Consider the following 22,608-nt stretch of genomic DNA (forward strand, 5'->3'; position numbering starts at 1 on the left):
ACCCCTCCGGATCGTGTAAGCTCTTCTAGGTGGTTCGGCCGGACTGCTGATGAAAACCTTCGGGTTGGGATCAGCGGAGAACGGCGGAACCAGCGGGCTGTAGCGCAGCTTGGTAGCGCACTTGACTGGGGGTCAAGGGGTCGCAGGTTCAAATCCTGTCAGCCCGACCGAAGAGCGGAAAGCGCCGGAGAATTTCTCCGGCGCTTTCCGCTTTTTTGGCTTCGAAATCATTTTTGGCCGCGCACCTTCCGCCGGACAAAGCACCCTCGACCGGACAAAGCACCCCTCCACCGGACAAAGCACCTTGGAACCCGGGGGTGATCTGTCCGGGTGGGGGTGTTCTTTGCCGGACGTGGCGGGCACAGGGCCAGCTAGCCGAGGGCGGCATCCAGGGTGACGAAGCCGTAGCCTGCCGCCCGGAGCTGGGAGATCACCTGGGGGAGGGCCGCGGCGTCGAGTGTGGAGCCGTCGTCGGGGTTCGAGCCGAGGTGCATCAGGATGATCTCCCCGGGCTGCGCGGATGCCATGACACGCTGCACGACGAAGTCCGGACCGCGCGTTCCATTCATGGTGCCTTGCCAGCCCAGGGTATCGACGGTCCACCGGATCGCCGCGTAGCCTGCGGCGTTGACGTCTGTGATCGTGCGGCCATCACGGGCCCCATACGGGAAGCGGAAGAACGGGAGGGGGTCGCCTCCGGCAGCCTCGATGGTCCCCTGCGCGCTGTTGATCTCGGCAGCGATCTGGGCGTCGTTCAGGGTGGTGAAGTCTGGGTGGGTCATGGAGTGATTTCCAATCCGATGTCCCGCGTTGTAGATCAGCGCCGGGTCGGAGGGGAACTGGTTGACCCAGTCTCCGGTGAGGAAGAACGTACCTGGGACGCCATTGGCTGCGAGGGTGGCGAGGATCGATCGGAGGGCGGCGTCGTTGGCCCCGGCGTCGAACGTGAGCGCGGCAATCCTCTGCGTGGTCGGAATGCGCTCGAGGTCCACGCCCCGGAGCGCTGACGGGAAGCTGGTGTAGACGACCTCGGTCCTGCCACTGGCCGCGTGCCACAGGATCGATCCCTGCTGGAAGTCGTTGCGGCGCCCGCCCGTGATGCCATACTCGCCGCTGGTCGGGTAGCCGAGCCGGCTGCGCTCCCAACCCAGGACTGCCCACTGGGCCCGGATAGCCCCGTACACCTCGTGGGCTCCGGCGGCGGGCGACCAGAAGATCGACGAGCCGGCGTTCGTGCCGCTGAAGTGGTTGTACCGGCCCACCCCATCGGAGGTGCCGGTCTCGTCCGTCACGGGGAATCCAAGAACACCAGACGGCCCGCCGAGCTCGAAGTAGCGTCCGCGGATGGCCCCGTGCACCTCGTGTGCTCCCGTGCCGGGGCTCCAGTAGACCGTGCCGCGCTCGAAGTCGTTGTATTGGCCACCGCCGCCGGGAGTGGCGGTCTCGTCGATGAGCGGGAAGCCCAGGTAGCCGCCCGGTCCGCCGAATGCGAGGTATTCACCGCGGATGGCCCCGTGCACCTCGTGTGCTCCGGTGCCGGGGCTCCAGTAGACCGTGCCGCGCTCGAAGTCGTTGTACTGGCCACTGCCGCCGGGACTGGCGGTCTCGTCGGTGAGCGGGAAGCCCAGGTAGCCGCCCGGTCCGCCGAATGCGAGATAACGTCCGCGGATGGCCCCGTGCACCTCGTGTGCTCCGGTGGCGGGGCTCCAATAGATCGTGCCGGCGGTGTAGTCCTGGGCGCGACCTCCAGCGATGTCATACGTGCCGCCGATTGCCGCGCCGAGGAATGATGCGCTGCCGCCGAGCTGCTCATAGTGCTGGGCGATCGCGTCGTCGCCGGCCTGCTCAGCGACTATCGAAGCCGGAAGGCTCCGGTGCGCAGCTACTGCCGGCGTGGCGGCAACGGGCGGCGCCAATGCGGTGCCCCCAAGACCACCGCCGAGGGCGAGGGCCAAGGCCATTCCGGGGACGGCGAATCGAGACCGGCGCATTGTGGCCCCTTTGAGCTGATCGAGACTTCTGAGCCTTGATCAAGACGCTACACACCAGGGGCGCACCCGGGCAGGACCGGAAGTCCCGAATCGCAACTTCGGGCGCCGGATCTTCCTATTTCAGGAACTTCGATGTCCTGCGGTCAGCCAGAATCTTGCCTTTGGTCTGGCACGTGGGGCAGTACTGCAGGGCCGTGTCCGCGAACGACACCTCCCGGACGGTGTCCCCGCAGACAGGGCAGGGCTGGCCGGCACGGGCGTGCACGCGCATGTGGCTGCGCTTGACGTCCTTAAGGTCCTTGGGAGGCTTGCCGCTGGCCTCTGCCAGCGCTTCGCCCAACACGCTGTGGATGGCGTCGTACAGCACTTGCACGGTGTCCCGGTCCAGGGACTTTGCGGTGGCAAAGGGCGAGATCCGTGCGGCATGCAGGATTTCGTCGCTGTAGGCGTTGCCGATGCCGGCAATGACGCTCTGGCTGCGCAGGAGGCCCTTGATCTGTTGTGAACTGCCGGCCAGGATCTCAGCCAGCATGTCGGCGTCAAACGCCTCGGTAAAAGGATCGGGCCCCAGCGTGGCGATGCCGGGCACCTCCTGCGGATCCCGCACCACATAGACGGCCAGGCTCTTCTTGGTGCCCGCCTCGGTCAGGTCCAGCCCACGGGGCCCCTCGGGGCCCGAGAAGGCACACCGCACCGCTATGAGGCCCTTGCCCATTCGGAGCTGGCTGTCGGCAGGGGAGTCCGTGAAACGCACCCAGCCTGCCCGCGCCAGGTGGAACACCAGCGATATGCCATCCGTGTCGATGCTGATGAACTTGCCGAACCTCCGCACGCCTGACACGGTACGTCCCCCGATCGCGTTGAAGGGCGGATCCGCCGTCTTAAGCACGGCAAAGGAGACGATCTGCAGTTTGGTGACCACGCAGCCCCGCAGTTGTTCATCCAGGAACCCGGCGAGGCCGGCGACTTCAGGCAGTTCCGGCATGGCCTACCCGCCCGGTTCCATGGGTGCTGCACCGATGCTTGCATTCATGGCCCCATCTTGTCAGAAAGCCCCCGTGCCGGCCCCGGCAGTTATGCCTATACTTTCAGCGGCGGCCCGTTTTGCGGGCCCCTTTTGACATTGGCGCGTACCCCGATGAAAGGCCCCCCATGAGCAACATTCCCGAAGACCTGTCCTACACCGCGGAACATGAGTGGGTCACGGCCCCCAATGCCGACGGCGTGGTCCGCGTGGGAATCACCGACTTTGCCCAGGACGCCCTTGGAGATGTCGTTTACGCCCAGATGCCCGAAGTGGGCACAAAGATTACGGCAAACGAAGTGGTGGGCGAAGTGGAGTCCACCAAGAGCGTGAGCGATATTTACGCGCCCGTTTCCGGGGAAGTCGTGGCCCGGAACGACTCGCTGGACAGCGATTCTGCACTGATCAACACTGATCCCTACGGTGATGGCTGGCTCATCGAGGTCAAACTCGCCGAACCTGACGCCGTTGAGTCTTTGCTCAGTGCATCCGAGTACGAACAGCAGGTAGGCTAAAGCTAACCGGTAATTCCGGTCCGGCCCCGCGCCGCAGCAATGCGTCTCCGCACGTCAAAGCCGGGAACGGGAGCCGGGGCCGGACCTGCTGGCAGGGCCGGCAGAGCAAACGTTGGTTGCGGGTTTGGTGCCCGCAACGTCTAAGGGGAGGAATCCATGGCTGGCCACAGACACAACCCTGCCGATGGGGATTACGGCACGGGTGCGGCTAGGGCGTCGGAGACCACCTCGATCCATCTCACCCCGGTCACCGACGAACCCACCATCACTCCCAGGCTGTCCTCGGACGAGCGCAACTCCGTTGAGGCCCTGCCCGCAGGTTCGGCGCTGCTCGTGGCCCACAGCGGTCCGAACGCAGGTGCCCGGTTCCTGCTGGACTCGGATGTGACCACCGCAGGACGCCACCCGGATGCGGACATCTTTCTGGACGACGTCACGGTGTCGCGCCGCCACGTCGAATTCCGGCGCACCGCGCGCAGCTTCGAAGTGGTGGACAAGAACAGCCTCAACGGCACCTACGTCAACCATGACCGGGTGGACCGCGTCGAGCTGAAGTCCGGCAGCGAAGTCCAGATCGGCAAGTTCCGCCTCACCTTCTACCTGAGCCCTGCCACGGCTGCAGGCCGCAGCTGACCCGGGGACCGCTGCCTGTGGCAATGGCACAACCGGAACGCCGGGGCCCCCAGGTCCTCAACATTGGCGAAGTCCTCGCCCAGCTGAGCGCCGACTTCCCGGGCATGACCGCGTCGAAGATCCGGTTCCTTGAAGAAAAGGGACTCATCAACCCGCGGCGCACTCCTGCCGGCTACCGCCAGTATTCGGATGGCGACGTGGAGCGGCTGCGCTTTGTGCTGGCCCTGCAGCGGGACCAGTACCTGCCCCTGAAAGTCATCAAGGACTACCTTGATGCCATCGACAGGGGAGAGCGCCCGGAGAACCTGCCGCCCGGCGTCGTGGTTTCGCCACGCATCGTCTCCGACGAACTGGCCGCCGAACTGCAGAACCGCGGCCGGAAGCTCAGCGAGGAGCAGCTCCGCACCGAATCCGGAGCCAGCGTTCCCCTGCTGCAGTCACTCTTGAGTTTCGGCCTCATCAGCCACAGCAACGGCCAGTTCGACGAGCACGCCCTCCAGGTTGCCCGCGCCTGTGTCCAGCTGGAAAGCCACGGCCTGGAACCCCGGCACTTGCGGCCGTTCCAGGCGGCGGCCGAACGGGAATTCGGCCTGGTGGAACGTGCGGTCGCGCCGCTTGCCTCCCGCAAGGACTCGGCATCCCAGGCGCGGGCAGCGGAGGCTGCCCGCGAAATCAGCGACCTCTGCCTCACCCTGCACAGGGCCCTGGTGCAGGACCACATCTCACGCATGGACATCTGATGATCGAAGTCGAGATTGTTGGCGTTCGCATCGAACTGCCTTCCAACCAGCCGCTGGTCCTGCTCAAGGAGATGCACGGCGAACGCCACGTGCCCATCTGGATCGGCACGCCGGAAGCCAGCGCCATCGCCCTTGCCCAGCAGGGCGTGGTCCCGCCCCGGCCGATGACCCATGACCTGCTCGTGGACGTCGTGGAGTCCCTGGGCCACTCTGTGGTCAGCGTCAACATCGTGGCCGTGGAGGACAACATCTTCTATGGGCAGTTGCAGTTCGAAAATGGAACCACGGTCAGCTCGCGCGCATCGGACGCCCTTGCGGTGGCACTGCGCGCCAAGTGCCGGATCTGGTGCGCCGATTCGGTGATGGATGAGGCGGGAGTCCGCATCACCGAACATGACGAGGGGGAGGACGCCGAGCCCGGCCCCACCGTCGATGAGGAGCGCGAACTGCGCCGTTTCCGGGAGTTCCTGGACGACGTGGAACCCGAGGATTTCGACGGCTAAGGTCACGTTAAGGTTAAAGTTAAGGCTGAAACTTTCGACACGCCTCTTCCAAGCCCCGAAGGTCTTTGACCTCGGGACCCGCCGGGCCTAACGTCGAAGTATCAAGTTTCCTTGCTTACGGCAGCCGCGCAGGTCACACTGGAAAGTGCGCCCCGCGGAAAAATTACACGCATGGTCTTCATGCCAATGCAGCCGTATCAGTACCAAGGGAGCGTACGACAAGGAGGATCCAGGTGAGTCCCAAAGGCGAAGCAGGCGGGCTAAAGCAGCCCAAGGCTGGCGTTGCTGTACCCGTAAGTGGTGCCCAGGGCCTCCTGTTCACCGAGGACCTTCCGGTACTGGATGAAGACGCAGGCTACCGCGGGCCTACTGCCTGTAAGGCTGCAGGCATCACCTACCGCCAGCTCGATTACTGGGCCCGTACCGGCCTGGTGGAGCCGGCCGTCCGTGGCGCTGCAGGATCCGGATCCCAGCGGCTGTACGGCTTCCGCGACATCCTGGTGCTCAAGGTGGTCAAGCGGCTCCTCGACACTGGCGTGTCCCTGCAGCAGATCCGTACGGCCGTGGAACACCTGCGCGAGCGCGGGGTGGAGGACCTTGCGCAGATCACGCTCATGAGCGACGGCGCCAGCGTCTACGAATGCACGTCTGCAGATGAGGTCATAGACCTGGTCCAGGGCGGCCAGGGCGTTTTCGGCATCGCGGTTGGGCGCGTATGGCGCGAGGTGGAGGGCAGCCTGGCTTCGCTGCCCAGCGAACACGCCGCGGAGCAATCCTTTCCCGACGATGAACTCAGCAAGCGCAGGGCCGCGCGGAAGATCAGCTGACCCGTAGATCAACGAACCAGGGGCCGTCCTCCATTTGGAGGACGGCCCCTGGACGTTTAAGCGTCGGGTGCGCTGGGAGGTTGTGCCGGCCTGCGGTTCAGCGGGCCCGGCTCCGCAGGCCGCTGCGGGAGGCCATCAGGTTGGATAAAAGGTCGTCAAACAGGCCGGCGGCGGACTTGGCCGAATCCCCGGGCCAGTGGTGGACGGGATGGGCGGCGCCTTGGATCTGCTGCCAGTTGGCCTGTTCCGGAATGCGCGGGCTCAGGAGGAGTTCGCCAAACATGGATTCCATTTCGGCAAGCCGGTAGGTGTGCTCCGACGAGCCGCTCCGGACGCGGTTTGCCACGATCCCGGCCGGCGACAGGTTCGGGGCGAACTCCTGCCTGAAGAGCTGGATTGCCCGCATGGTGCGTTCCGTGCCGGCCACCGAGAACAGGCCGGGTTCGGCAACCAGGGCAACCTTGTCGCTGGCGGCCCAGGCCATGCGCGTCAGGCCGTTGAGGGACGGCGGGCAGTCGATCAGCACCAGCTGGTAGTCGTTGGCGCCGGCAAGCACGGCGGAAAGCCGGCGGAGGTCGCGGCGGCCCAGGTCCGGCCGGTCGTAAATCCCGGTGTAGGCGGAGCCGACGGCGACATCCAGGACGGCGGGCCCGGAACCGTTCGTGGGGGTTCGGTCAGCCCAGCTGCTGCGGACCACGTTCTCCGCCAGTTTTGCCCTGCGGGGGCTCTTGAGCATCCTGCCAATATCCAACTGGTCGCCCGGCTGGACGCCCAGGGCGGTGGTGGCGTCGGCATGCGGATCGAGGTCCACCACCAGCGTGCGTACTCCCGCGGCCAGCGCCGCAGACGCCAATCCTGTGGTGACGGAAGTCTTACCGACTCCACCCTTGAGGCTGCTGATGCTGACTACTTGCACTTGAGAGACCAAAACCTAACGCCGGATGCCGTGTTGGGAGTAATGTTTGCCTCGGCAGAGCCGAAGCCGGGCGGTCCTGCCGCCCTACTCATCATATGTTGATGCGTCGGCGAATCCTGCTTTAACGGGCGTCGGCATGCCACCGACTGTGCTGCCGGGGCGGTTTCCGCCAGCCAGGCTGAAAGCGTTCGGGACATGACGGGAAATTCTGTGACCGTGACCACAAAGATTTGTGTTTGTCCTTGTAGGTCCTAGACACTGTGACCACTCATCGATCCACCCAGCAATGATGCAGGAGAAGTATGTTTTCCAAAGTTCTGGTGGCCAACCGCGGTGAAATCGCGATCAGGGCCTTCCGCGCCGGCTACGAGCTGGGCGCCAAGACCGTTGCCGTTTTTCCCCAAGAGGACCGAAACTCAATTCACCGCCAGAAAGCGGACGAGGCCTACCTGATTGGCCAGGAGGGACACCCCGTCCGGGCATACCTTGACGTGGCGGAGGTGGTACGGGTCGCCAAGGAGTCCGGAGCTGACGCCATCTACCCGGGCTACGGCTTCCTCTCGGAAAACCCGGAGCTGGCACGCGCGGCAAAGGAGGCCGGCATCACGTTCGTGGGGCCGCCCGCCGAAGTGCTGGAGCTTGCGGGCAACAAGGTGGCAGCGCTGAAGGCCGCCCGCGAGGCCGGCGTGCCGGTCCTGAAGTCCAGCGAGCCGTCCAAGGACTTGGATGAGCTCCTTGCTGCGGCCGATGAGATCGGCTTCCCAATCTTCGCCAAGGCCGTTGCCGGCGGCGGTGGCCGGGGCATGCGCCGGGTGGATACCCGCGAGGCCCTGCCCGAAGCCCTGCAGTCAGCCATGCGCGAAGCCGACGCCGCCTTCGGTGACCCCACCATGTTTCTTGAGCAGGCAGTCCTCCGGCCGAGGCACATCGAAGTGCAGATCCTGGCGGACGCCGAAGGCAACGTCATGCACCTGTTCGAGCGTGACTGTTCCATCCAGCGGCGGCACCAGAAGGTCATCGAGATCGCTCCCGCCCCCAACCTGGACGACAACATCCGGCAGGCCCTCTACCGGGACGCCGTGAAGTTCGCCCAGGCATTGAAGTATGTCAACGCCGGTACGGTCGAGTTCCTCGTCGACACCGAGGGTGAGCGGGCCGGCCAGCACGTCTTCATCGAAATGAACCCGCGCATCCAGGTGGAGCATACGGTAACCGAGGAAGTCACGGACGTGGACCTGGTCCAGGCCCAGATGCGGATCGCCTCCGGCGAGACCCTCGCCGATCTTGGCCTCTCCCAGGACACGGTCAGGCTTCGCGGCGCAGCCCTCCAGAGCCGCATCACCACGGAGGATCCCGCCAACGGCTTCCGCCCCGACGTCGGAAAGATCACCGGGTACCGCTCGGCCGGCGGCGCGGGTGTCCGGCTTGACGGCGGCACGGTGTACTCCGGGGCCGAGATCAGCCCGCACTTCGACTCCATGCTGGTGAAGCTCACCTGCCGCGGCAGGGATTACCCCACTGCCGTTGCCCGCGCCCGCCGTGCCCTGGCCGAGTTCCGCATCCGTGGCGTCTCCACGAACATCCCCTTCCTCCAGGCTGTGCTGGACGATCCCGACTTCATCGCCGGAGATGTGGCCACCAACTTCATCGACCAGCGCCCGGAGCTGCTCAAGGCCCGGGTATCCGCCGACCGCGGCACCAAGCTCCTCACCTGGCTGGCCGACGTCACCGTGAACAAGCCCAACGGCGACCTGACCGTGCATTCGGATCCCGCGCACAAGCTGCCCGACGTCAAGGACAGGGAGGCAGGACCCGGTTCACGGCAGAAGCTCCTTGAACTGGGGCCGGAAGGCTTCGCCAAGGCATTGCGTGAGCAGAATGCCGTCGCCGTCACCGATACCACTTTCCGCGACGCGCACCAGTCCCTTCTGGCCACCCGCGTCCGCACCCGCGACCTCGTAGCCGCGGGCCCCGCTGTTACGGCGCTCATGCCGCAGCTGCTGTCCGTCGAGGCGTGGGGCGGTGCCACCTATGATGTGGCGCTGCGCTTCCTGGGCGAGGACCCCTGGGACCGGCTGGCAGCCCTGCGCCAGGCCATGCCCAACGTCTGCATCCAGATGCTGCTGCGCGGCCGCAACACGGTGGGCTACACGCCGTACCCGGAAGAAGTCACGGAGGCCTTCGTCAACGAGGCCGCCGCCACCGGCATCGACATCTTCCGCATCTTCGACGCCCTGAACGACGTCAACCAGATGGCTCCAGCCATCCGCGCAGTCCGTGCCACCGGCACCGCCGTGGCGGAAGTGGCGCTGTGCTACACGGGCAACCTGCTGGACCCGGAAGCGAAGCTCTACAATCTGGACTACTACCTTGGGCTGGCGCAGAAGATCGTCGACGCCGGGGCCCACATCCTGGCCATCAAGGACATGGCCGGGCTGCTGCGCCCCGCTGCCGCTGCGAAGCTCGTTGCGGCGCTCCGTGAGCGCTTCGACCTGCCGGTCCACCTGCACACCCACGACACCGCGGGCGGCCAGCTGGCCACCCTGCTGGCTGCTGTCGACGCCGGCGTGGATGCCGTGGACGTGGCCTCCGCATCGCTGGCCGGCACCACCAGCCAAGTGTCGGCGTCGGCCCTTGTTGCTGCCCTGGCCCACACGCCGCGCGATACCGGCCTCAACCTGGACGCCGTCAGCTCGCTCGAGCCGTACTGGGAAGCGGTCCGACGCGTCTATGCCCCCTTCGAGTCGGGCCTGCCCGGCCCCACTGGCCGGGTGTACAAGCACGAGATCCCGGGCGGCCAGCTGTCCAACCTGCGCCAGCAGGCCATGGCCCTGGGCCTGGGGGAGCGGTTTGAAGCGATCGAGGACATGTACACCGCCGCCGACCGCATCCTGGGCCACCTGGTGAAGGTCACGCCGTCCTCCAAGGTGGTGGGTGACCTCGCCCTGCACCTGGTGGGCCTCAACGCCGATCCTGCGGACTTTGAAGCGAACCCGCAGAACTACGACATTCCCGACTCAGTCATCGGCTTCCTCTCCGGCGAGCTCGGTGATCCTCCCGGAGGCTGGCCCGAGCCCTTCCGCACCAAGGCCCTGCAGGGCAGGAGCGTGAAGGTGCGCGACGTCGAGCTGAGCGCCGAGGACAGCGCCGCGTTGAAGTCCGATTCGAAGACCCGCCAGCACACGCTGAACCGGCTGCTCTTCGACGGCCCCACCAAGGACTACCTGAAGAGCGTGGAGACGTACGGCAACATCTCCGTCCTGGATACCCGTGACTACCTGTACGGCCTCCAGCGCGGCACCGAGCACGAGATCCAGCTGGAGCGCGGTGTCCGCCTCATCGCCTCCCTGGAAGCCGTCTCGGAGCCGGACGAAAAGGGGATGCGCACCGTCATGTGCACCCTCAACGGCCAGTCCCGCCCCGTGGTGGTGCGTGACCGGTCCGTGGTGAGCAACGTCAAGGCCGCCGAAAAGGCCGACCCCGCCCAGCCCGGCCAGGTGGCCGCACCGTTCGCCGGCGCCGTTACCGTCACGGTCAAGCCCGGGGACACGGTCAACGCAGGTGACACCGTGGCGACCATCGAGGCCATGAAGATGGAAGCATCCATCACGACGCCGGTAGGCGGCAAGGTTTCCCGCCTCGCCATCTCCGCCGTCGAGCAGGTCCAGGGTGGAGACCTGCTCCTCGTCATCGAGCAGTAAGAAGTTCCAGACACAACGAAAGGGTCCTCCCAAGGCGGGAGGACCCTTTCGTTGTTGTGATCAGGGACGCGGGGCGGAGTACATCTCTTCGATGACCGTTTCGAAGTCCTTCATTACCTGGGCCCTCTTCACCTTCATGGATGGGGTCAGGTGGCCGGAGGCTTCGGTGAAGTCGGCGGGGACGATGCGGAAGGACTTGATGGCCTCAGCCTGGGAAACTGACGTGTTGGCTGCGGTGATCAGGTCCTGGACTGCAGCCTTAACCACGGGGTTTTGTGCTGCCTGCTCCAGCGTGGTGTCTGCGGGAAGGCTGTGGCGCTGGAGCCAGCCCGGCAGGGCTTCCTGGTCCAGGGTGACCAGGGCCCCGATGAAGGGCCTGTTATCCCCTACCACCAGCACCTGCGACACCAAGGCGTCAGCCCGGATCTGGTCTTCGAGCAGGGCGGGAATGACGTTCTTGCCGCCGGCCGTGACGATGATTTCCTTCTTGCGGCCGGTGATCCAGACGAAACCCTCGTCATCCAGCCGGCCGATGTCCCCGGTATGGAACCAGCCGTCAGTGAAGGCTTCCGCGGTAAGGTCATCCCGCTGGTAGTAGCCCCGCATGACGCAGACTCCCTTGGCCAGGATTTCGCCGTCGTCGGCAATCTTCACTGCGTTACCCGGCAGCGGCTTGCCCACCGAGCCGATCTTGATCCGCGATGGGGTGTTCACGGTGATGGGGGCGGTGGTTTCGGTGAGGCCGTAGCCTTCCAGCACCTGCAGGCCGATGCCCTGGAAGAAGTGCCCCAGCCGCTCGCCCAGGGGGCCGCCGCCGGACACCGCGTGTGCCACGTGTCCACCCATGGCGGCACGCAGCTTGCCGTAAACCAGCTTGTCAAACAGCGCATGCCGCAGCTTCAGGCCCAGCCCCACCCGTCCGTCCTGCCGCGCCTTGGAGAAGGCGATGGCGGTTTCGGCGGCGCGGTGGAAGATGGCGCCCTTGCCGCCGTCCTCGGCTTTGGTCAGCGCGGAATTGTAAACCTTCTCGAAGACCCGGGGCACGGCCAGGATGAATGTCGGTTCGTAGCTCTGCAGGTCGGCCAGGAGGTTTTTGATATCCGGGGTGTGGGCCACCGTGGTTCCGGCTGCCATGGCCAGGACCGAGATGAATCGGGCGAACACATGGGCCAGGGGCAGGAACATGATGGTTTTGGCGTTCTCGTGGACAATTTCGCCGATGATGGCCAAGGCGTTGTCCGACAGTTCCACGAAGTTGCCGTGCGTGAGCTCGCAGCCCTTGGGCCGTCCCGTGGTTCCGGAGGTGTAGATGATGGTGGCCACGTCGTGGAGTCCTGCTCCGCTGCGGCGGGACTCGAGCTCTTCGTCGCTGACATCGCGGCCTGCTTCGCGGAGGCTGTCCAGGCCCGTCCCCTCGAGCTGCCACACGTGCTGCACCGCTGTGAGGCCCTCGGCGGTGACGGCCTGGCGGATGACGTTCTCGTGGTGGGCGGATTCGCCGAAAGCGGCAACGGCACCGGAGTCCCCAAGGTTCCAGGCGACCTGGGAGGGGGATGAGGTCTCATAGATGGGAACAGAAACCGCACCGGCGAACCAGATGGAGAAGTCCACCAGGGACCACTCGTAGCGGGTGCGGGACATGATGCCCACCCGGTCCCCGGCGCCCACTCCGCTGGCGATCAGGCCCTTGGCAAGCGCCCTGACGTCAGCAAGGAACTCCGTGGCGGGGACGTTGCGCCAAGAACCCGCCGGGTCGAGGCGGGAAAACAGTGCCGGGTTGCTGGGCTTGGCCGCCTGCCGCAACACCAGGTCGGTGATGTTGGTTTCCGGCGGGACAACAACCAGGGGCGGAACACTGAATTCGCGCACTATAGCTCCTTTGATATCTGAAGTCCCGCGCAGGGGGTTGCCTAAAGACTAATACCCCGGACGGAACAGTGCAGTATATAAACCTACTGGCGAGTAACTTAGCCGTCAATGCACGTCCTGTGTGCGCTATATGTCAAGACAATCTTGCCGCCCCCTTAGAATGGTGGACTATGTACGGACCGTTGCCCGGCGATCAGGCCGGCCCCCTGAAAAGACCCGCCCCCTGGCGCCGCCGTCCCGCCAGCTACCGTGCCGGACAGCTCCATGGCGGGACCGGTGGACATCTTCGCCTGGGCCGCAAGGGATTGGCCATCGGGATAGATATTGGGGGAACGAAGGTAGCCGCGGGCGTGGTGGACGCCGAAGGCCGGATCCTTAATGAAGCCCGCCGCTCCACCCCCGGGACGGATCCCCGTGCTGTCGAACAGGTCATCGTGGAACTGGTGGAGGAGCTCAGCCAGGGGCACCGCATCTGGTCGGTGGGCATCGGCGCCGCCGGGTGGATGGACCTGGCCGGCGGCACCGTCCTCTTCAGCCCGCACCTGGCCTGGCGCAACGAGCCGCTGCGTGCAAACCTCCAGCGGCTCCTCCGCCGGCCGGTACTCCTGACCAACGACGCCGATGCGGCAGCCTGGGCTGAGTGGCGCTTCGGCGCCGGCCAAGGAGAGGACCGTCTGGTCTGCATCACGCTGGGCACCGGTATTGGCGGTGCAATGGTGATGGACGGCAGGGTGGAGCGCGGCCGGTTCGGCGTGGCAGGGGAGTTCGGCCACCAAATCATCATGCCGGGCGGCCACAGGTGCGAATGCGGCAACCGCGGATGTTGGGAACAGTATGCGTCGGGCAATGCCCTGGGCCGCGAAGCGAGGCTGCTGGCCCGGTCCAACTCCCCGGTGGCGCAGGACCTGCTGGCAGCGGTGCATGGACATCCGGAAGCCATTACCGGCGCCATCGTCACCGAGCTGGCACTGGCCGGCGACCGCGCCTCCCGCGAGCTGATCGAGGAAGTCGGCGAATGGCTTGGACTTGGGCTCGCCAATCTGGCGGCAGCCCTGGATCCGGGCCTCTTCGTGATCGGCGGCGGCCTCTGCTCAGCTGGCGACCTGCTGGTGGAACCCGCCCGCAAAGCCTTCGCCCGGAACCTGACGGGCCGTGGCTTCCGCCCGGCTGCCGGAATCGAGCTTGCTGCACTGGGCCCTAGCGCGGGGCTCATTGGGGCGGCGGACCTTTCGCGGGTCAGCAGCCGCGTCCGCAGCTGACCACCGCCTGCTGACACGGCGGGCGACGACTTCGTTGACCACGACTTAGTCGACGACGACGGCGGGCCCGGGGGCGCTACACCCTGGCGCCGTCGTCGTCCCCGTTCTTTTCCTGCGGCAGCTTCATGATCAGGTACACCGTCCCAAGGACGAACGCGGCAACGATGCCGACGATGGCCAGCAGGGGCGCCGTGCGCCAGAACATCGCCGACAACAGCAGCGCCACGGGGCCGCCCACGGCACCGAGCCAGGCCAGCATGGTCAGCGGCTCGGTGCCGGCCAGGCTGGGCGGTTCCTCCGGCACGAACTCTTCGTCGCCATCGTCCACCTCATAGTCCCGGGGACCCTCCGGGGCCCCGCCTGCACCCTGGCCGTCCTCCCCTCCTGCCCCCGCCTGGCGTTCCGCCGGGGACGGCTCGGCAGGGGCAGTCCCCGCCAGACCCAACGGATCGAAGTCGCGGAAGGAGGGAGCCCCCGGTGTTTCCGGGCCAGCTTCCGTCCCGGTGGCCGGCTTTTCCCCGGCGCCCGGGGTGTCGGGGCGTATTGCCACCGTGTCTGACTCAAGCCGTGCCACCAGGTCCAGCCATACGGCGTCGTCCTGGTTGGCCCCCTGGTCAGGCTGTTCCGAGTCAGGCCTGTTCACCGCGCACCTCCTGTCCTGATCCTGCAGGGCTGGCCGTCGTTTGCTTCAGCACGCGCCGGATAAAGTCCACCGAACCCTCGAAGATGCGGTCGGCGTCGTTGTCCAGGGTGGCCACGTGGTAGCTGTTCTCGAGCCGGACCACCTCCAGGGGAGCGTGTACCAGCCCGCGCCGCAGGACGTCCATGCTGGAGTCGGACACGACATGGTCCACGGTGGACCGGTAAACCTGGACGGGCGCCGTGACCCGGGGAAGGAGCCGGACGGTGTCCTTGAACATTTTGTTCAGTTCATGGGCCGCGGCCACGGGCGTACGGGCGTAGGCGCCTTCATCCATGCCCGCTTTCAGGATGTCGTTGCCGATGGACGGGGTACTCTTCAGCACCAGTTTGAGCAGTCCGGCCAACGGTGCCCTGGGATCGTCAATCACCAGGCCTGGGTTCACCAGCAGCACACCGGCCACGGGGCGGGTGGCGGCAAGGCGCAGGGCGAGGGCGCCGCCCATGCTCAGGCCGGCCGCGAAAACCTGGTCGCATTCAGCATCCAGTTCCAGGAAGGCATCATCCAGGGCGCCGTGCCATTGCTGCCACCGGGTGCGTGCAAGATCCTGCCACGTGGTCCCATGCCCGGGCAGCAAAGGCATCCTGACGGCGAAGCCGGCAGCGGCGAATGCCAGGGCCCAGGCGCGAAGGCCATGCGGGCTTCCCGTGAAGCCGTGGGACAGCACTACTCCCGTTCGCGGCCCTTCTCCGCTGAAGGCGCTGCTGAACGGGCTGTGGTCCGGACCGGACGTCATGGCGTCTCCAAAGTAGTGGTGCGGCGGGCATGGGCGGCGAAGAATTCGTCCGACCCCGCGAAGATGGCGGGCGCGTCAACGTCCAGAGTAGCCACATGTCCGCTGCTGGCAAGCTCTTCCACCGCCGCGAGGTTCGCGCCCAACCCCTTCCGCAGCAGGGCCAGGGAGGTGGGCGGCACCACGGCATCGGTGCGCGACTTGAAAACCTGGACGGGAGCATTCACGCTGGGCAGGCCGCGCACGGCTGCGCGGAACAGTCTCTTCAGCTCGTGCACCGCGGACAGCGGAGTCAGAGAGTAGTCGCCGTCATCGGTTGCGGGGGCGCCGGTCTGGTCCTCCTGGAGGGGAACGGTGGTGCGCTGGACATATTTAAGCAGGCCGATGATCCGCACCCGCCAGTCGTAGAAGCTCAAGCCCGGGTTCACCACGCTGACCCCGGCCACTGGATGGCGGGCAGCGGCAAGCAGTGCGATGGCCCCGCCCATCGACAGGCCGGCGGTGAAGCAGGCGTCCGTCCGGCCGGCGAGGTCGAGGAAGGCCTTTTCGTAGCTGCGGTACCAGTCCTTCCAGCCAGTCGAGGCGAGCTGGCGCCAGTCCGTACCGTGCCCCGGGAGAAGGGGGACGGTGACGGCGTACCCCAAGTCCGCAAGGTGCTGCGCCCACGGCATGATGCTCAGCGGGCTGCCCGTAAATCCATGGCACAGGGCCACCCCGATGCGGGCATTAACACCGTGGCCTGGATAGCTGAAAGCGGCCGGACGGGGCGGAATGCTGCTTTCAGTCATGACTCCATCGTGTCACTGTTCCACCCAAATCTCACTAGAGTAGGGTTGCATTGAATCGCTGGCCAGGCCCGACGCGGGGACTGGAAGCTGCCTTCCGGAGAGGTTCACCACGTGTTCTATTGGGTCATGAAAAGGATCTTCCTCGGTCCGGTGATCAAGCTGCTTTTTCGGCCCTGGGTTAAAGGCCTGGACAACATCCCGGCGCAGGGAGCCGCCATCATCGCCTCAAACCACCTGTCATTCTCCGATTCGATTTTCATGCCGCTCATGGTGCGCCGCCCGGTGGTCTTCCTTGCAAAGTCTGAGTACTTCACGGGGACGGGAATCAAGGGCAGGCTGACGGCGGCGTTCTTCCGCCTCACCAATCAGCTGCCCATGGACAGGTCCGGCGGCGCGGCTTCCGCGGCGTCCTTGAACGCGGGAATGGAAGTGCTCAGCGCAGGCGGACTGCTGGGTATCTACCCCGAGGGCACGCGGAGTCCCGACGGGCGGCTGTACCGCGGCAAGGTGGGCGTGGCCAGGCTTGCGCTGCAGGCGGGAGTCCCCGTCATTCCCGTTGCCATGATCGGCACCGACAAGGTCCAGCCCATAGGCAAACGGCTGCCCAATATCCGCAGGATCGGCATGATCTTCGGCGAACCCCTGGACTTCAGCCAGTACCGGGAGCAGGCCGAGGACAGGACGGTCCAGCGCAAGGTCACCGATGAGATCATGTCCAGCCTGCTGCGGCTCTCGGGGCAGGAGTACGTGGACGAATACGCGGCCGTGGTGAAGCTTCGGCTCGCCGGCAAGCCTGTGGAGCCCCGGGCGGCAGCTGAGCCCTTGGCAGCCCCAGTGGCAGCCGAGGGAGAATTCGTGCAGGACAACGCCGCCGGCAGTCCGGCCGCCGGGCCTCATGGCGTGGAGGACGACGCCGGCACAACAGCCGCCGGGTAACGGAACCTTCCAGGGGCACAGCCCGGTTGTGACGGGGGGAGCCGGCAGCGTGACGGCCCGGTGCCCTCCGGCGCCGCCCTGCCGGTAGTCTTGGAGGGTGACTGAGCTATCTGCAAAACCCGCATTTTCGCTGTCCAGCACCGCCCAGAGCGGAGCAGCCAACTATCCCGGACTGGACCACTGGCGGGACCTTCCCATCTCGCAGCAGCCAAGCTGGCAGGACCGGGAAGTTTTTGATGCGTCCGTGAAGGAGTTGTCCGTCCTTCCGCCGCTGGTATTCGCAGGCGAAGTGGACGTGCTTCGGGAGCGGCTGGCCGCTGCTGCCCAGGGCAAGGCGTTCCTGCTGCAGGGCGGCGACTGCGCGGAAACCTTCGAGGCCGCTACGGCGGACAAGATCAGCGCCCGTGTCAAGACCATCCTCCAGATGGCCGTGGTCCTCACCTACGGTGCGGCTATGCCCGTCATCAAAATGGGGCGGATGGCAGGCCAATTCGCCAAGCCCCGTTCCTCCAATGACGAAACCCGAGACGGCGTAACCCTGCCCGCCTACCGCGGTGACATCGTCAACGGGTACGAGTTCACCCCCGAGTCCCGCGGCCACGACGCCTCCCGGATGCTGCGTGCCTACCACACCTCCGCATCCACGCTGAACCTCATCCGGGCCTTCACCCAGGGTGGCTTTGCCGACCTTCGCTCCGTACACCAGTGGAACAAGGGGTTCACCGAGAACCCCGCGCACGCCCGCTACGAATCGCTGGCCAGGGATATCGACCGTGCCATCAAGTTCATGGCCTCCTGCGGCGCCGACTTCGAGGCCCTCAAGCGCGTCGAGTTCTTCGCAAGCCACGAGGCCCTGCTGCTGGATTACGAACGGGCCCTGACCCGCATCGACTCCCGCACCGGATTCCCCTACGACACCTCCGCGCACTTCCTGTGGATCGGGGAGCGCACCCGCGAACTGGACCACGCCCACGTCGACTTCCTGTCGCGCGTGCGCAACCCCATCGGCGTCAAGCTCGGCCCGTCCACCACAGGTGATGACGCCCTGCGCCTGATCGACAAGCTGGACCCGGACCGCGAGCCCGGCCGCCTCACGTTCATCACCCGCATGGGCGCCGGCAACATCCGCGAAAAGCTGCCGGCCGTCGTCGAGAAGGTCACTGCCTCCGGCGCGCAGGTCCTGTGGGTCACCGACCCCATGCACGGAAACACTGTCACCTCGCCCAACGGCTACAAGACACGCAATTTCGACGACGTCATCGACGAGGTGCGCGGGTTCTTCGAGGTGCACCACGGCCTGGGCACGGTGCCTGGTGGCCTCCACGTGGAGATGACCGGCGACGATGTGGCGGAATGCCTGGGCGGCGCGGACCCGATCGACCAGGATGCGTTCCTGGACCGTTACGAGTCTGTCTGCGATCCGCGGCTGAACCACATGCAGTCGCTCGAAATGGCCTTCCTCGTGGCCGGCGCCCTCGCCAAGCACTAGTAGCAAGAGCATTCGAATACCGCGCTGAAAGGCGCGGCCGGAACTCTTCCGGCCGCGCCTTTTGTGTGCCCAACGCTCTTTAGACCACGGTCAGGGTCACGGTTGAGCCCTCCGGAACTTCCTTGTTCACCGGGCTCTGGTCCCGGACCGTGCCGAAAAAGCCACCAAGGATGTTGTTCACTTTGACGTCGAAGCCCAACTCCTTCAGTTGCTTACGGGCATCCTCTACCTGTCTGCCAATGAAACTGGGAACATTCACCATTTTGGGGCCCTTGGAGATGGTCAAGGTGACCGTTCCGCCCCTGGTCAGCGTCCCGTTGGCCGGGGACTGGCTGGCCACATCCCCCTCCGGGACGTTCCGGTCGAAAATTTCATCCGGGGCCACCCGGGCAGTAAGGCCTGCGGCCTCGATGGCCGCCACGGCGTCATCCTCGGACTTTCCGATGACGGATGGAACTGCAATCGGCTGAGGGCCCTTGGAAACCGCAATGGCCACGGGCATGCCGTGGCGTGCGGGGCTGCCGGCTGCAGGGTCCTGCGACAGGACGATCCCGGCCGCCGCATCCTCGTCGAACTTCTCGGACACAGTCCCCAGCGCCATCTGCGCCGCGTTCAGGGAACTCTTTGCTTCGTCCAGCGTGCCGCCGGTGATGTTCGGCAGGGGAAACAGCTGTGGACCCTTCGAGACCAGCAGGGAGACGGGCTGGAACTTCCGGATCTCGGTCCCCGCAGCCGGCTCACTGCCCACCACGAGCCCGGTGGGCACCTCGTCGTCGAACACATCGCTCGTGGTGGAACGGAAACCCACCCCGCTCAGCACCTGCTGGGCCTGGGCCACCGTTTTGTTAGCTACTGCAGGTACGGCGGCGGCAGCGCCGGGACCCATGCCGAAAAACCATCCGGCACCAGTGGCCAGGAGGGCGGCGATGATCAGGACCAGGACCCAGAGGACGCCGCGGCGCCGGGGATTGCCCTGCCGCAGGGTGCGCACCGGGGTGGCAGCGGCCACGGCCCGGAGCTTTTCGTCTTCCTTGTCGGCACGGCGCTGGGCGCGCTTTCCCAGCCGGGGCGGCGGGGGAGACCAGCCGCTGTCGGAATCGTCGTCGTCGGGCAGTGCCAGTCCGGGCCGCTGGTGGTAGGCCACCTGGGCGGTTGGAGCCTGGGCGTTGGATACCTTGTCCTGGGCCGGCGCGAAGTGAGCGGGCGGGTAAGGCGGCGCAGCGGGCCGCGAAGGCGGCAGCACGGTTGTCGGATTGCTGGCGCGTGCCAGGACCTCGGTGTGGTGCTGGGACGCGGGACCACCGGCTGCGGGCGGCAGCAAGTCAAGTTCCGCATCCGTGAGGTGGGTCCGGATGTGCCGCAGTTCCTGAAGCAACGCGTTGCCGTCCACCGGCCGGTTCTCGGGATCATTGGCGGTGCACCACTGCACCAGTTCGTCCACCTCGCCCGCCAGTCCGGGTACCTGGTCCGACGGCGGACCCACCGTCCCGTTGACGTGCTGGTAGGCCACCTGGATGGGCACCTCGCCCTCGAACGGCTGCCGGCCCGTCAGCATTTCATACAGCATGATCCCCACGGAATAGACATCGCTGCGTGCGTCCGCCGGCTTGCCCAAAACCAGTTCCGGTGAAATGTAGGCAACCGTGCCGATCAGCGCTCCGGTGCTGGTTGAGCTGGTGACGGCTCGGGCCAGGCCAAAGTCACCGATCTTGATCCTGCCGTCATCGGCAATCAGGACATTTTCGGGCTTCACGTCGCGGTGGATAAAACCCGCTGCGTGCGCAGCACCCAGTCCCTCCACGACGGGATCAATAAGTGCCAACGCAAGCCTGGGCGGCAGGGCGCCCCTGTCCCGGATGACATCCCGGAGCGTATGGCCCCTGATGTATTCCATGACAAGGTAGGCCGTGGTGCCGTCGTTGCCCTGGTCCAGCACGCCCACCACGTGGGGATGCGACAGCCGGGCAGCGGCCTTTGCTTCCCTGCCCAGCCTGCCCAGGAAGTTTTCGTCAGCAGCAAGGTGGGGGTGCAGCACTTTCAATGCCACTTCGCGGTCCAGCCTCTGGTCCACGGCCAGATAGACCGTGGACATGCCGCCGCGGGCAAGCCTGGAGGTGACTGCGTAGCGGTTGTCTACCAGCGTCCCTACAACGGGGTCCGACACGTCTTCCTGCACCTTATGATCCTAATCCCGCAGCAAAACGCGTCCGCAACGAAAGCGGGTCCGAACCGGTAACGGTTCGGACCCGCATTACTGCAATCGTCAGTGGCTTACCTGAAGTTCTTCTGGTGGGCCTTGATCGCGGCAACATACGCCTTGGTGTCGTCGTACATGCCGTACTTGCTCACCGAGTACTGGCCCTGGTAGTAACCCGCGATCGCGCTGTCCTGGTCCTTGCTGGTGGCCAGCAGTTGCCGAATGATGGCCACGCCGGCTGCTGCATTGTCGTACGGGTCCAGCAGGTTCAGCTTCCGTCCCACCAGGTCCGACGCCCACTGTCCGGAGCTGGGAATGACCTGCATGGTGCCGATTGCGTTCGCCGGCGACACCGCGCGCTGGTTGAAACCGGACTCCTGGAAGGCAAAGGCAAGGGCCAGGGAAGTGTCGACACCCATGCGCCGTGCGGTGTCGGCAACGATGTTCTTCATTTCCTCCCGCGAGGGCACGGGTGAAGCATTCAGCAGGGCCTTGTTCTCATTGGCCGAGCTGACAACAGCTGCCGGGTAGCTGAATCCGAGGAACGAGCTGGGCACCAGGGGAGCCGCGGCCGGCTGCGGCGCCGCGGGCTGCTGGGCCGGCTGCCCGGAACCGCCGGGGATGACCAGTTTGCTGCCCGGGTAAATGATGCTGGTCATGCCCAGCTTGTTGGCAGACAGCAGGTCCGGCAGCTTTACGCCGTGGCGGGATGCGATGGCCGAGAGTGTGTCACCGGCTTTGATGGTGTAGGACCCCGTTGCGGGTGCCGATGTGTTGGCCAGGGCGGGTGCAGGTGCTGGTGCCGCCGGCGCGGGAGCTGCCGGCGCCGAGCCGCCGCCCACCTTGATCTTCTGTCCCGGATAGATGATGGAACGCATGGACAGGTTGTTCCAGGTGAAGACATCCGACAGCGACACGTTGTGCCTGGCAGCGATGGCGCCCAGGGTGTCGCCGGATTTCACTGTGTAGGTTGCCCCGGCGCCGGGTGCCGGAGCTGCAGGGGCAGCGGCGGCTGCAGGCGCGGGTGCGGCGGGAGCGGGTGAGCCGGACAGCTTGAGCTTCTGGCCGGGGTAAATGATGGTGTTGGCCTGCAGGTTGTTCAGCTTGAGGATCTCACCCGTGTCCAGGCCGAAACGGCCGGCGATACCGCTGACTGTGTCGCCGCGGACAATCGTGTACTCGGCTGGGGCTGCCGGCCGGGCCGGCTGGAAAGCTGCCGGAATGGTGGTGGAGACAACAGAAGCGGGGATCACGGTGCCCGCGGCCTTCGCCTCGGCCTGGGCCTTCATTGCCGCTGCCAGGCTGCTGGGAATGCTCCGCGCGGGCTGCTGCGCTGCAGCCGGCTGGGCCAGGGCAAGGGATGACAGGACGACCGCTGGCAGTGCCGCGGTGGTGGCGGCAATCATCGGCAGACTCGGCTTGGGGGGCTGCTTGGGCGAGCGGGACATCGTCATCGGAAAGAATCCTCTTCTCAACTGCGGGTGCGGACGCGGACGGGGATGCCGCTGTCAATCTTGATACTACTGTGACTTAAGTTATTCCTGTTACAACTGTGATGAGTGTGAATCTCTCATGAATTTGCGATTAGCACAAGAAATTCCTGATTCTGTGCAATGCCTTCATTTCGGGAGTGTCCGCAGGCCAGGAGCGGAATGAATTGCCTCGACTAGGTGTATTGACCACGGAGGTTAGGAACATGCGGCGTGGTTAGGTGACAAAAAGAAGACCTCCAAGTGGAGTGGGGCTTGTCTAAGAGTCCGATCCACAAGGAGGTCTTCAATGTCCCA

The 22,608-nt window shown here is 65.8% G+C and carries 18 protein-coding genes and 1 tRNA gene; 10 read left to right on the plus strand and 9 right to left on the minus strand.

The annotated features are described in order from the left end of the window. Positions 1 to 93 precede the first annotated feature (93 nt). A tRNA-Pro gene (locus ACETK3_RS18855) sits at positions 94 to 167 on the plus strand. Between the two features lie 204 nt (positions 168 to 371). On the opposite strand, the gene ACETK3_RS18860 is transcribed toward ACETK3_RS18855, so the two are convergent. Together ACETK3_RS18860 and ACETK3_RS18865 are read right to left on the minus strand one after the other, a co-directional pair. After that, positions 372 to 1,991, minus strand: a complete 1,620-nt coding sequence (locus tag ACETK3_RS18860; protein ID WP_306971225.1) for a polysaccharide deacetylase family protein — start codon at positions 1,989 to 1,991, stop codon at positions 372 to 374. A gap of 115 nt (positions 1,992 to 2,106) precedes the next feature. Further along, a complete protein-coding gene (locus ACETK3_RS18865) occupies positions 2,107 to 2,976 on the minus strand; it encodes an Fpg/Nei family DNA glycosylase (protein WP_373993361.1) in 870 nt (289 codons plus the stop codon). A 167-nt stretch (positions 2,977 to 3,143) separates the two neighbouring features. On the opposite strand from ACETK3_RS18865, the gene gcvH reads away from it, so the two are divergent. The 5 genes from gcvH (at position 3,144) to ACETK3_RS18890 (ending at position 6,233) form a co-directional block, all read left to right on the plus strand. Then, a complete protein-coding gene (gene gcvH, locus ACETK3_RS18870) occupies positions 3,144 to 3,530 on the plus strand; it encodes a glycine cleavage system protein GcvH (RefSeq protein WP_018763524.1) in 387 nt (128 codons plus the stop codon). Between the two features lie 156 nt (positions 3,531 to 3,686). Next, the gene (locus ACETK3_RS18875) at positions 3,687 to 4,163 is read left to right on the plus strand and encodes an FHA domain-containing protein (protein ID WP_236802000.1); all 477 of its coding nucleotides are present in this window, start codon (positions 3,687 to 3,689) and stop codon (positions 4,161 to 4,163) included. A gap of 23 nt (positions 4,164 to 4,186) precedes the next feature. Beyond that, the gene (locus ACETK3_RS18880; RefSeq protein ID WP_018763526.1) at positions 4,187 to 4,903 is read left to right on the plus strand and encodes a MerR family transcriptional regulator; all 717 of its coding nucleotides are present in this window, start codon (positions 4,187 to 4,189) and stop codon (positions 4,901 to 4,903) included. Continuing rightward, positions 4,903 to 5,406 carry a bifunctional nuclease family protein gene (locus ACETK3_RS18885; protein ID WP_056331728.1) on the plus strand — a complete coding sequence of 168 codons (504 nt, stop codon included), beginning with the start codon at positions 4,903 to 4,905 and terminating at the stop codon, positions 5,404 to 5,406. The genes ACETK3_RS18880 and ACETK3_RS18885 overlap by 1 nt, the downstream gene beginning before the upstream one ends. Positions 5,407 to 5,639: 233 nt before the next feature. After that, positions 5,640 to 6,233 (plus strand): MerR family transcriptional regulator, encoded by a 594-nt coding sequence (locus tag ACETK3_RS18890; protein WP_142134380.1) that lies wholly within the window; start codon positions 5,640 to 5,642, stop codon positions 6,231 to 6,233. Between the two features lie 97 nt (positions 6,234 to 6,330). On the opposite strand, the gene ACETK3_RS18895 is transcribed toward ACETK3_RS18890, so the two are convergent. Beyond that, the gene (locus tag ACETK3_RS18895; RefSeq protein ID WP_236802001.1) at positions 6,331 to 7,149 is read right to left on the minus strand and encodes a ParA family protein; all 819 of its coding nucleotides are present in this window, start codon (positions 7,147 to 7,149) and stop codon (positions 6,331 to 6,333) included. A gap of 302 nt (positions 7,150 to 7,451) precedes the next feature. On the opposite strand from ACETK3_RS18895, the gene ACETK3_RS18900 reads away from it, so the two are divergent. Beyond that, the gene (locus tag ACETK3_RS18900) at positions 7,452 to 10,850 is read left to right on the plus strand and encodes a pyruvate carboxylase (RefSeq protein ID WP_237430240.1); all 3,399 of its coding nucleotides are present in this window, start codon (positions 7,452 to 7,454) and stop codon (positions 10,848 to 10,850) included. 60 nt (positions 10,851 to 10,910) lie between these two features. Here the strand turns inward: ACETK3_RS18900 and ACETK3_RS18905 are convergent, their stop codons facing one another. Beyond that, entirely contained in the window at positions 10,911 to 12,719 is a 1,809-nt protein-coding gene (locus ACETK3_RS18905; protein WP_236802003.1) for a long-chain fatty acid--CoA ligase, read from the minus strand. Positions 12,720 to 12,889: 170 nt separating this feature from the next. Here ACETK3_RS18905 and ACETK3_RS18910 point away from each other — a divergent pair, with 170 nt between their 5' ends. Further along, on the plus strand, positions 12,890 to 13,978 hold the full coding sequence (locus ACETK3_RS18910) for an ROK family glucokinase (RefSeq protein WP_236821769.1): 1,089 nt from the start codon (positions 12,890 to 12,892) through the stop codon (positions 13,976 to 13,978). A 76-nt stretch (positions 13,979 to 14,054) separates the two neighbouring features. Here ACETK3_RS18910 and ACETK3_RS18915 read toward each other — a convergent pair whose 3' ends face one another. From ACETK3_RS18915 to ACETK3_RS18925, 3 genes are read right to left on the minus strand one after another with little or no spacing between them, the layout of a single operon-like run. Continuing rightward, positions 14,055 to 14,621 (minus strand): hypothetical protein, encoded by a 567-nt coding sequence (locus ACETK3_RS18915; protein ID WP_236802005.1) that lies wholly within the window; start codon positions 14,619 to 14,621, stop codon positions 14,055 to 14,057. Further along, positions 14,608 to 15,414 carry a carboxylesterase gene (locus ACETK3_RS18920; protein WP_236802006.1) on the minus strand — a complete coding sequence of 269 codons (807 nt, stop codon included), beginning with the start codon at positions 15,412 to 15,414 and terminating at the stop codon, positions 14,608 to 14,610. Before ACETK3_RS18920 ends, ACETK3_RS18915 begins: the two co-directional genes overlap by 14 nt. Then, positions 15,411 to 16,199 carry a carboxylesterase gene (locus tag ACETK3_RS18925; protein ID WP_237430241.1) on the minus strand — a complete coding sequence of 263 codons (789 nt, stop codon included), beginning with the start codon at positions 16,197 to 16,199 and terminating at the stop codon, positions 15,411 to 15,413. Before ACETK3_RS18925 ends, ACETK3_RS18920 begins: the two co-directional genes overlap by 4 nt. Before the next feature lie 111 nt (positions 16,200 to 16,310). Here ACETK3_RS18925 and ACETK3_RS18930 point away from each other — a divergent pair, with 111 nt between their 5' ends. Continuing rightward, the gene (locus ACETK3_RS18930; RefSeq protein ID WP_236802007.1) at positions 16,311 to 17,135 is read left to right on the plus strand and encodes a 1-acyl-sn-glycerol-3-phosphate acyltransferase; all 825 of its coding nucleotides are present in this window, start codon (positions 16,311 to 16,313) and stop codon (positions 17,133 to 17,135) included. A gap of 97 nt (positions 17,136 to 17,232) precedes the next feature. Beyond that, the gene (locus ACETK3_RS18935; RefSeq protein ID WP_236802008.1) at positions 17,233 to 18,624 is read left to right on the plus strand and encodes a class II 3-deoxy-7-phosphoheptulonate synthase; all 1,392 of its coding nucleotides are present in this window, start codon (positions 17,233 to 17,235) and stop codon (positions 18,622 to 18,624) included. Between the two features lie 79 nt (positions 18,625 to 18,703). Here ACETK3_RS18935 and pknB read toward each other — a convergent pair whose 3' ends face one another. Together pknB and ACETK3_RS18945 are read right to left on the minus strand one after the other, a co-directional pair. Then, entirely contained in the window at positions 18,704 to 20,800 is a 2,097-nt protein-coding gene (gene pknB, locus ACETK3_RS18940) for a Stk1 family PASTA domain-containing Ser/Thr kinase (protein ID WP_373993362.1), read from the minus strand. A 95-nt stretch (positions 20,801 to 20,895) separates the two neighbouring features. After that, entirely contained in the window at positions 20,896 to 22,275 is a 1,380-nt protein-coding gene (locus ACETK3_RS18945) for a lytic transglycosylase domain-containing protein (protein ID WP_236802010.1), read from the minus strand. Positions 22,276 to 22,608: the final 333 nt, after the last annotated feature.

This window comes from Arthrobacter sp. E44 (assembly GCF_041877125.1).
Taxonomy (GTDB): Bacteria; Actinomycetota; Actinomycetes; order Actinomycetales; family Micrococcaceae; genus Arthrobacter.

What these genes read in the sequence shown, in the direction of transcription:
- ACETK3_RS18860 (WP_306971225.1), bottom strand. Translation starts at nt 1,991, where the DNA reads ATGCGCCGGTCTCGATTCGCCGTCCCCGGAATGGCCTTGGCCCTCGCC.
- ACETK3_RS18865 (WP_373993361.1), bottom strand. Translation starts at nt 2,976, where the DNA reads ATGCCGGAACTGCCTGAAGTCGCCGGCCTCGCCGGGTTCCTGGATGAA.
- gcvH (WP_018763524.1), top strand. Translation starts at nt 3,144, where the DNA reads ATGAGCAACATTCCCGAAGACCTGTCCTACACCGCGGAACATGAGTGG.
- ACETK3_RS18875 (WP_236802000.1), top strand. Translation starts at nt 3,687, where the DNA reads ATGGCTGGCCACAGACACAACCCTGCCGATGGGGATTACGGCACGGGT.
- ACETK3_RS18880 (WP_018763526.1), top strand. Translation starts at nt 4,187, where the DNA reads ATGGCACAACCGGAACGCCGGGGCCCCCAGGTCCTCAACATTGGCGAA.
- ACETK3_RS18885 (WP_056331728.1), top strand. Translation starts at nt 4,903, where the DNA reads ATGATCGAAGTCGAGATTGTTGGCGTTCGCATCGAACTGCCTTCCAAC.
- ACETK3_RS18900 (WP_237430240.1), top strand. Translation starts at nt 7,452, where the DNA reads ATGTTTTCCAAAGTTCTGGTGGCCAACCGCGGTGAAATCGCGATCAGG.
- ACETK3_RS18910 (WP_236821769.1), top strand. Translation starts at nt 12,890, where the DNA reads ATGTACGGACCGTTGCCCGGCGATCAGGCCGGCCCCCTGAAAAGACCC.
- ACETK3_RS18920 (WP_236802006.1), bottom strand. Translation starts at nt 15,414, where the DNA reads ATGACGTCCGGTCCGGACCACAGCCCGTTCAGCAGCGCCTTCAGCGGA.
- ACETK3_RS18925 (WP_237430241.1), bottom strand. Translation starts at nt 16,199, where the DNA reads ATGACTGAAAGCAGCATTCCGCCCCGTCCGGCCGCTTTCAGCTATCCA.
- ACETK3_RS18945 (WP_236802010.1), bottom strand. Translation starts at nt 22,275, where the DNA reads ATGACGATGTCCCGCTCGCCCAAGCAGCCCCCCAAGCCGAGTCTGCCG.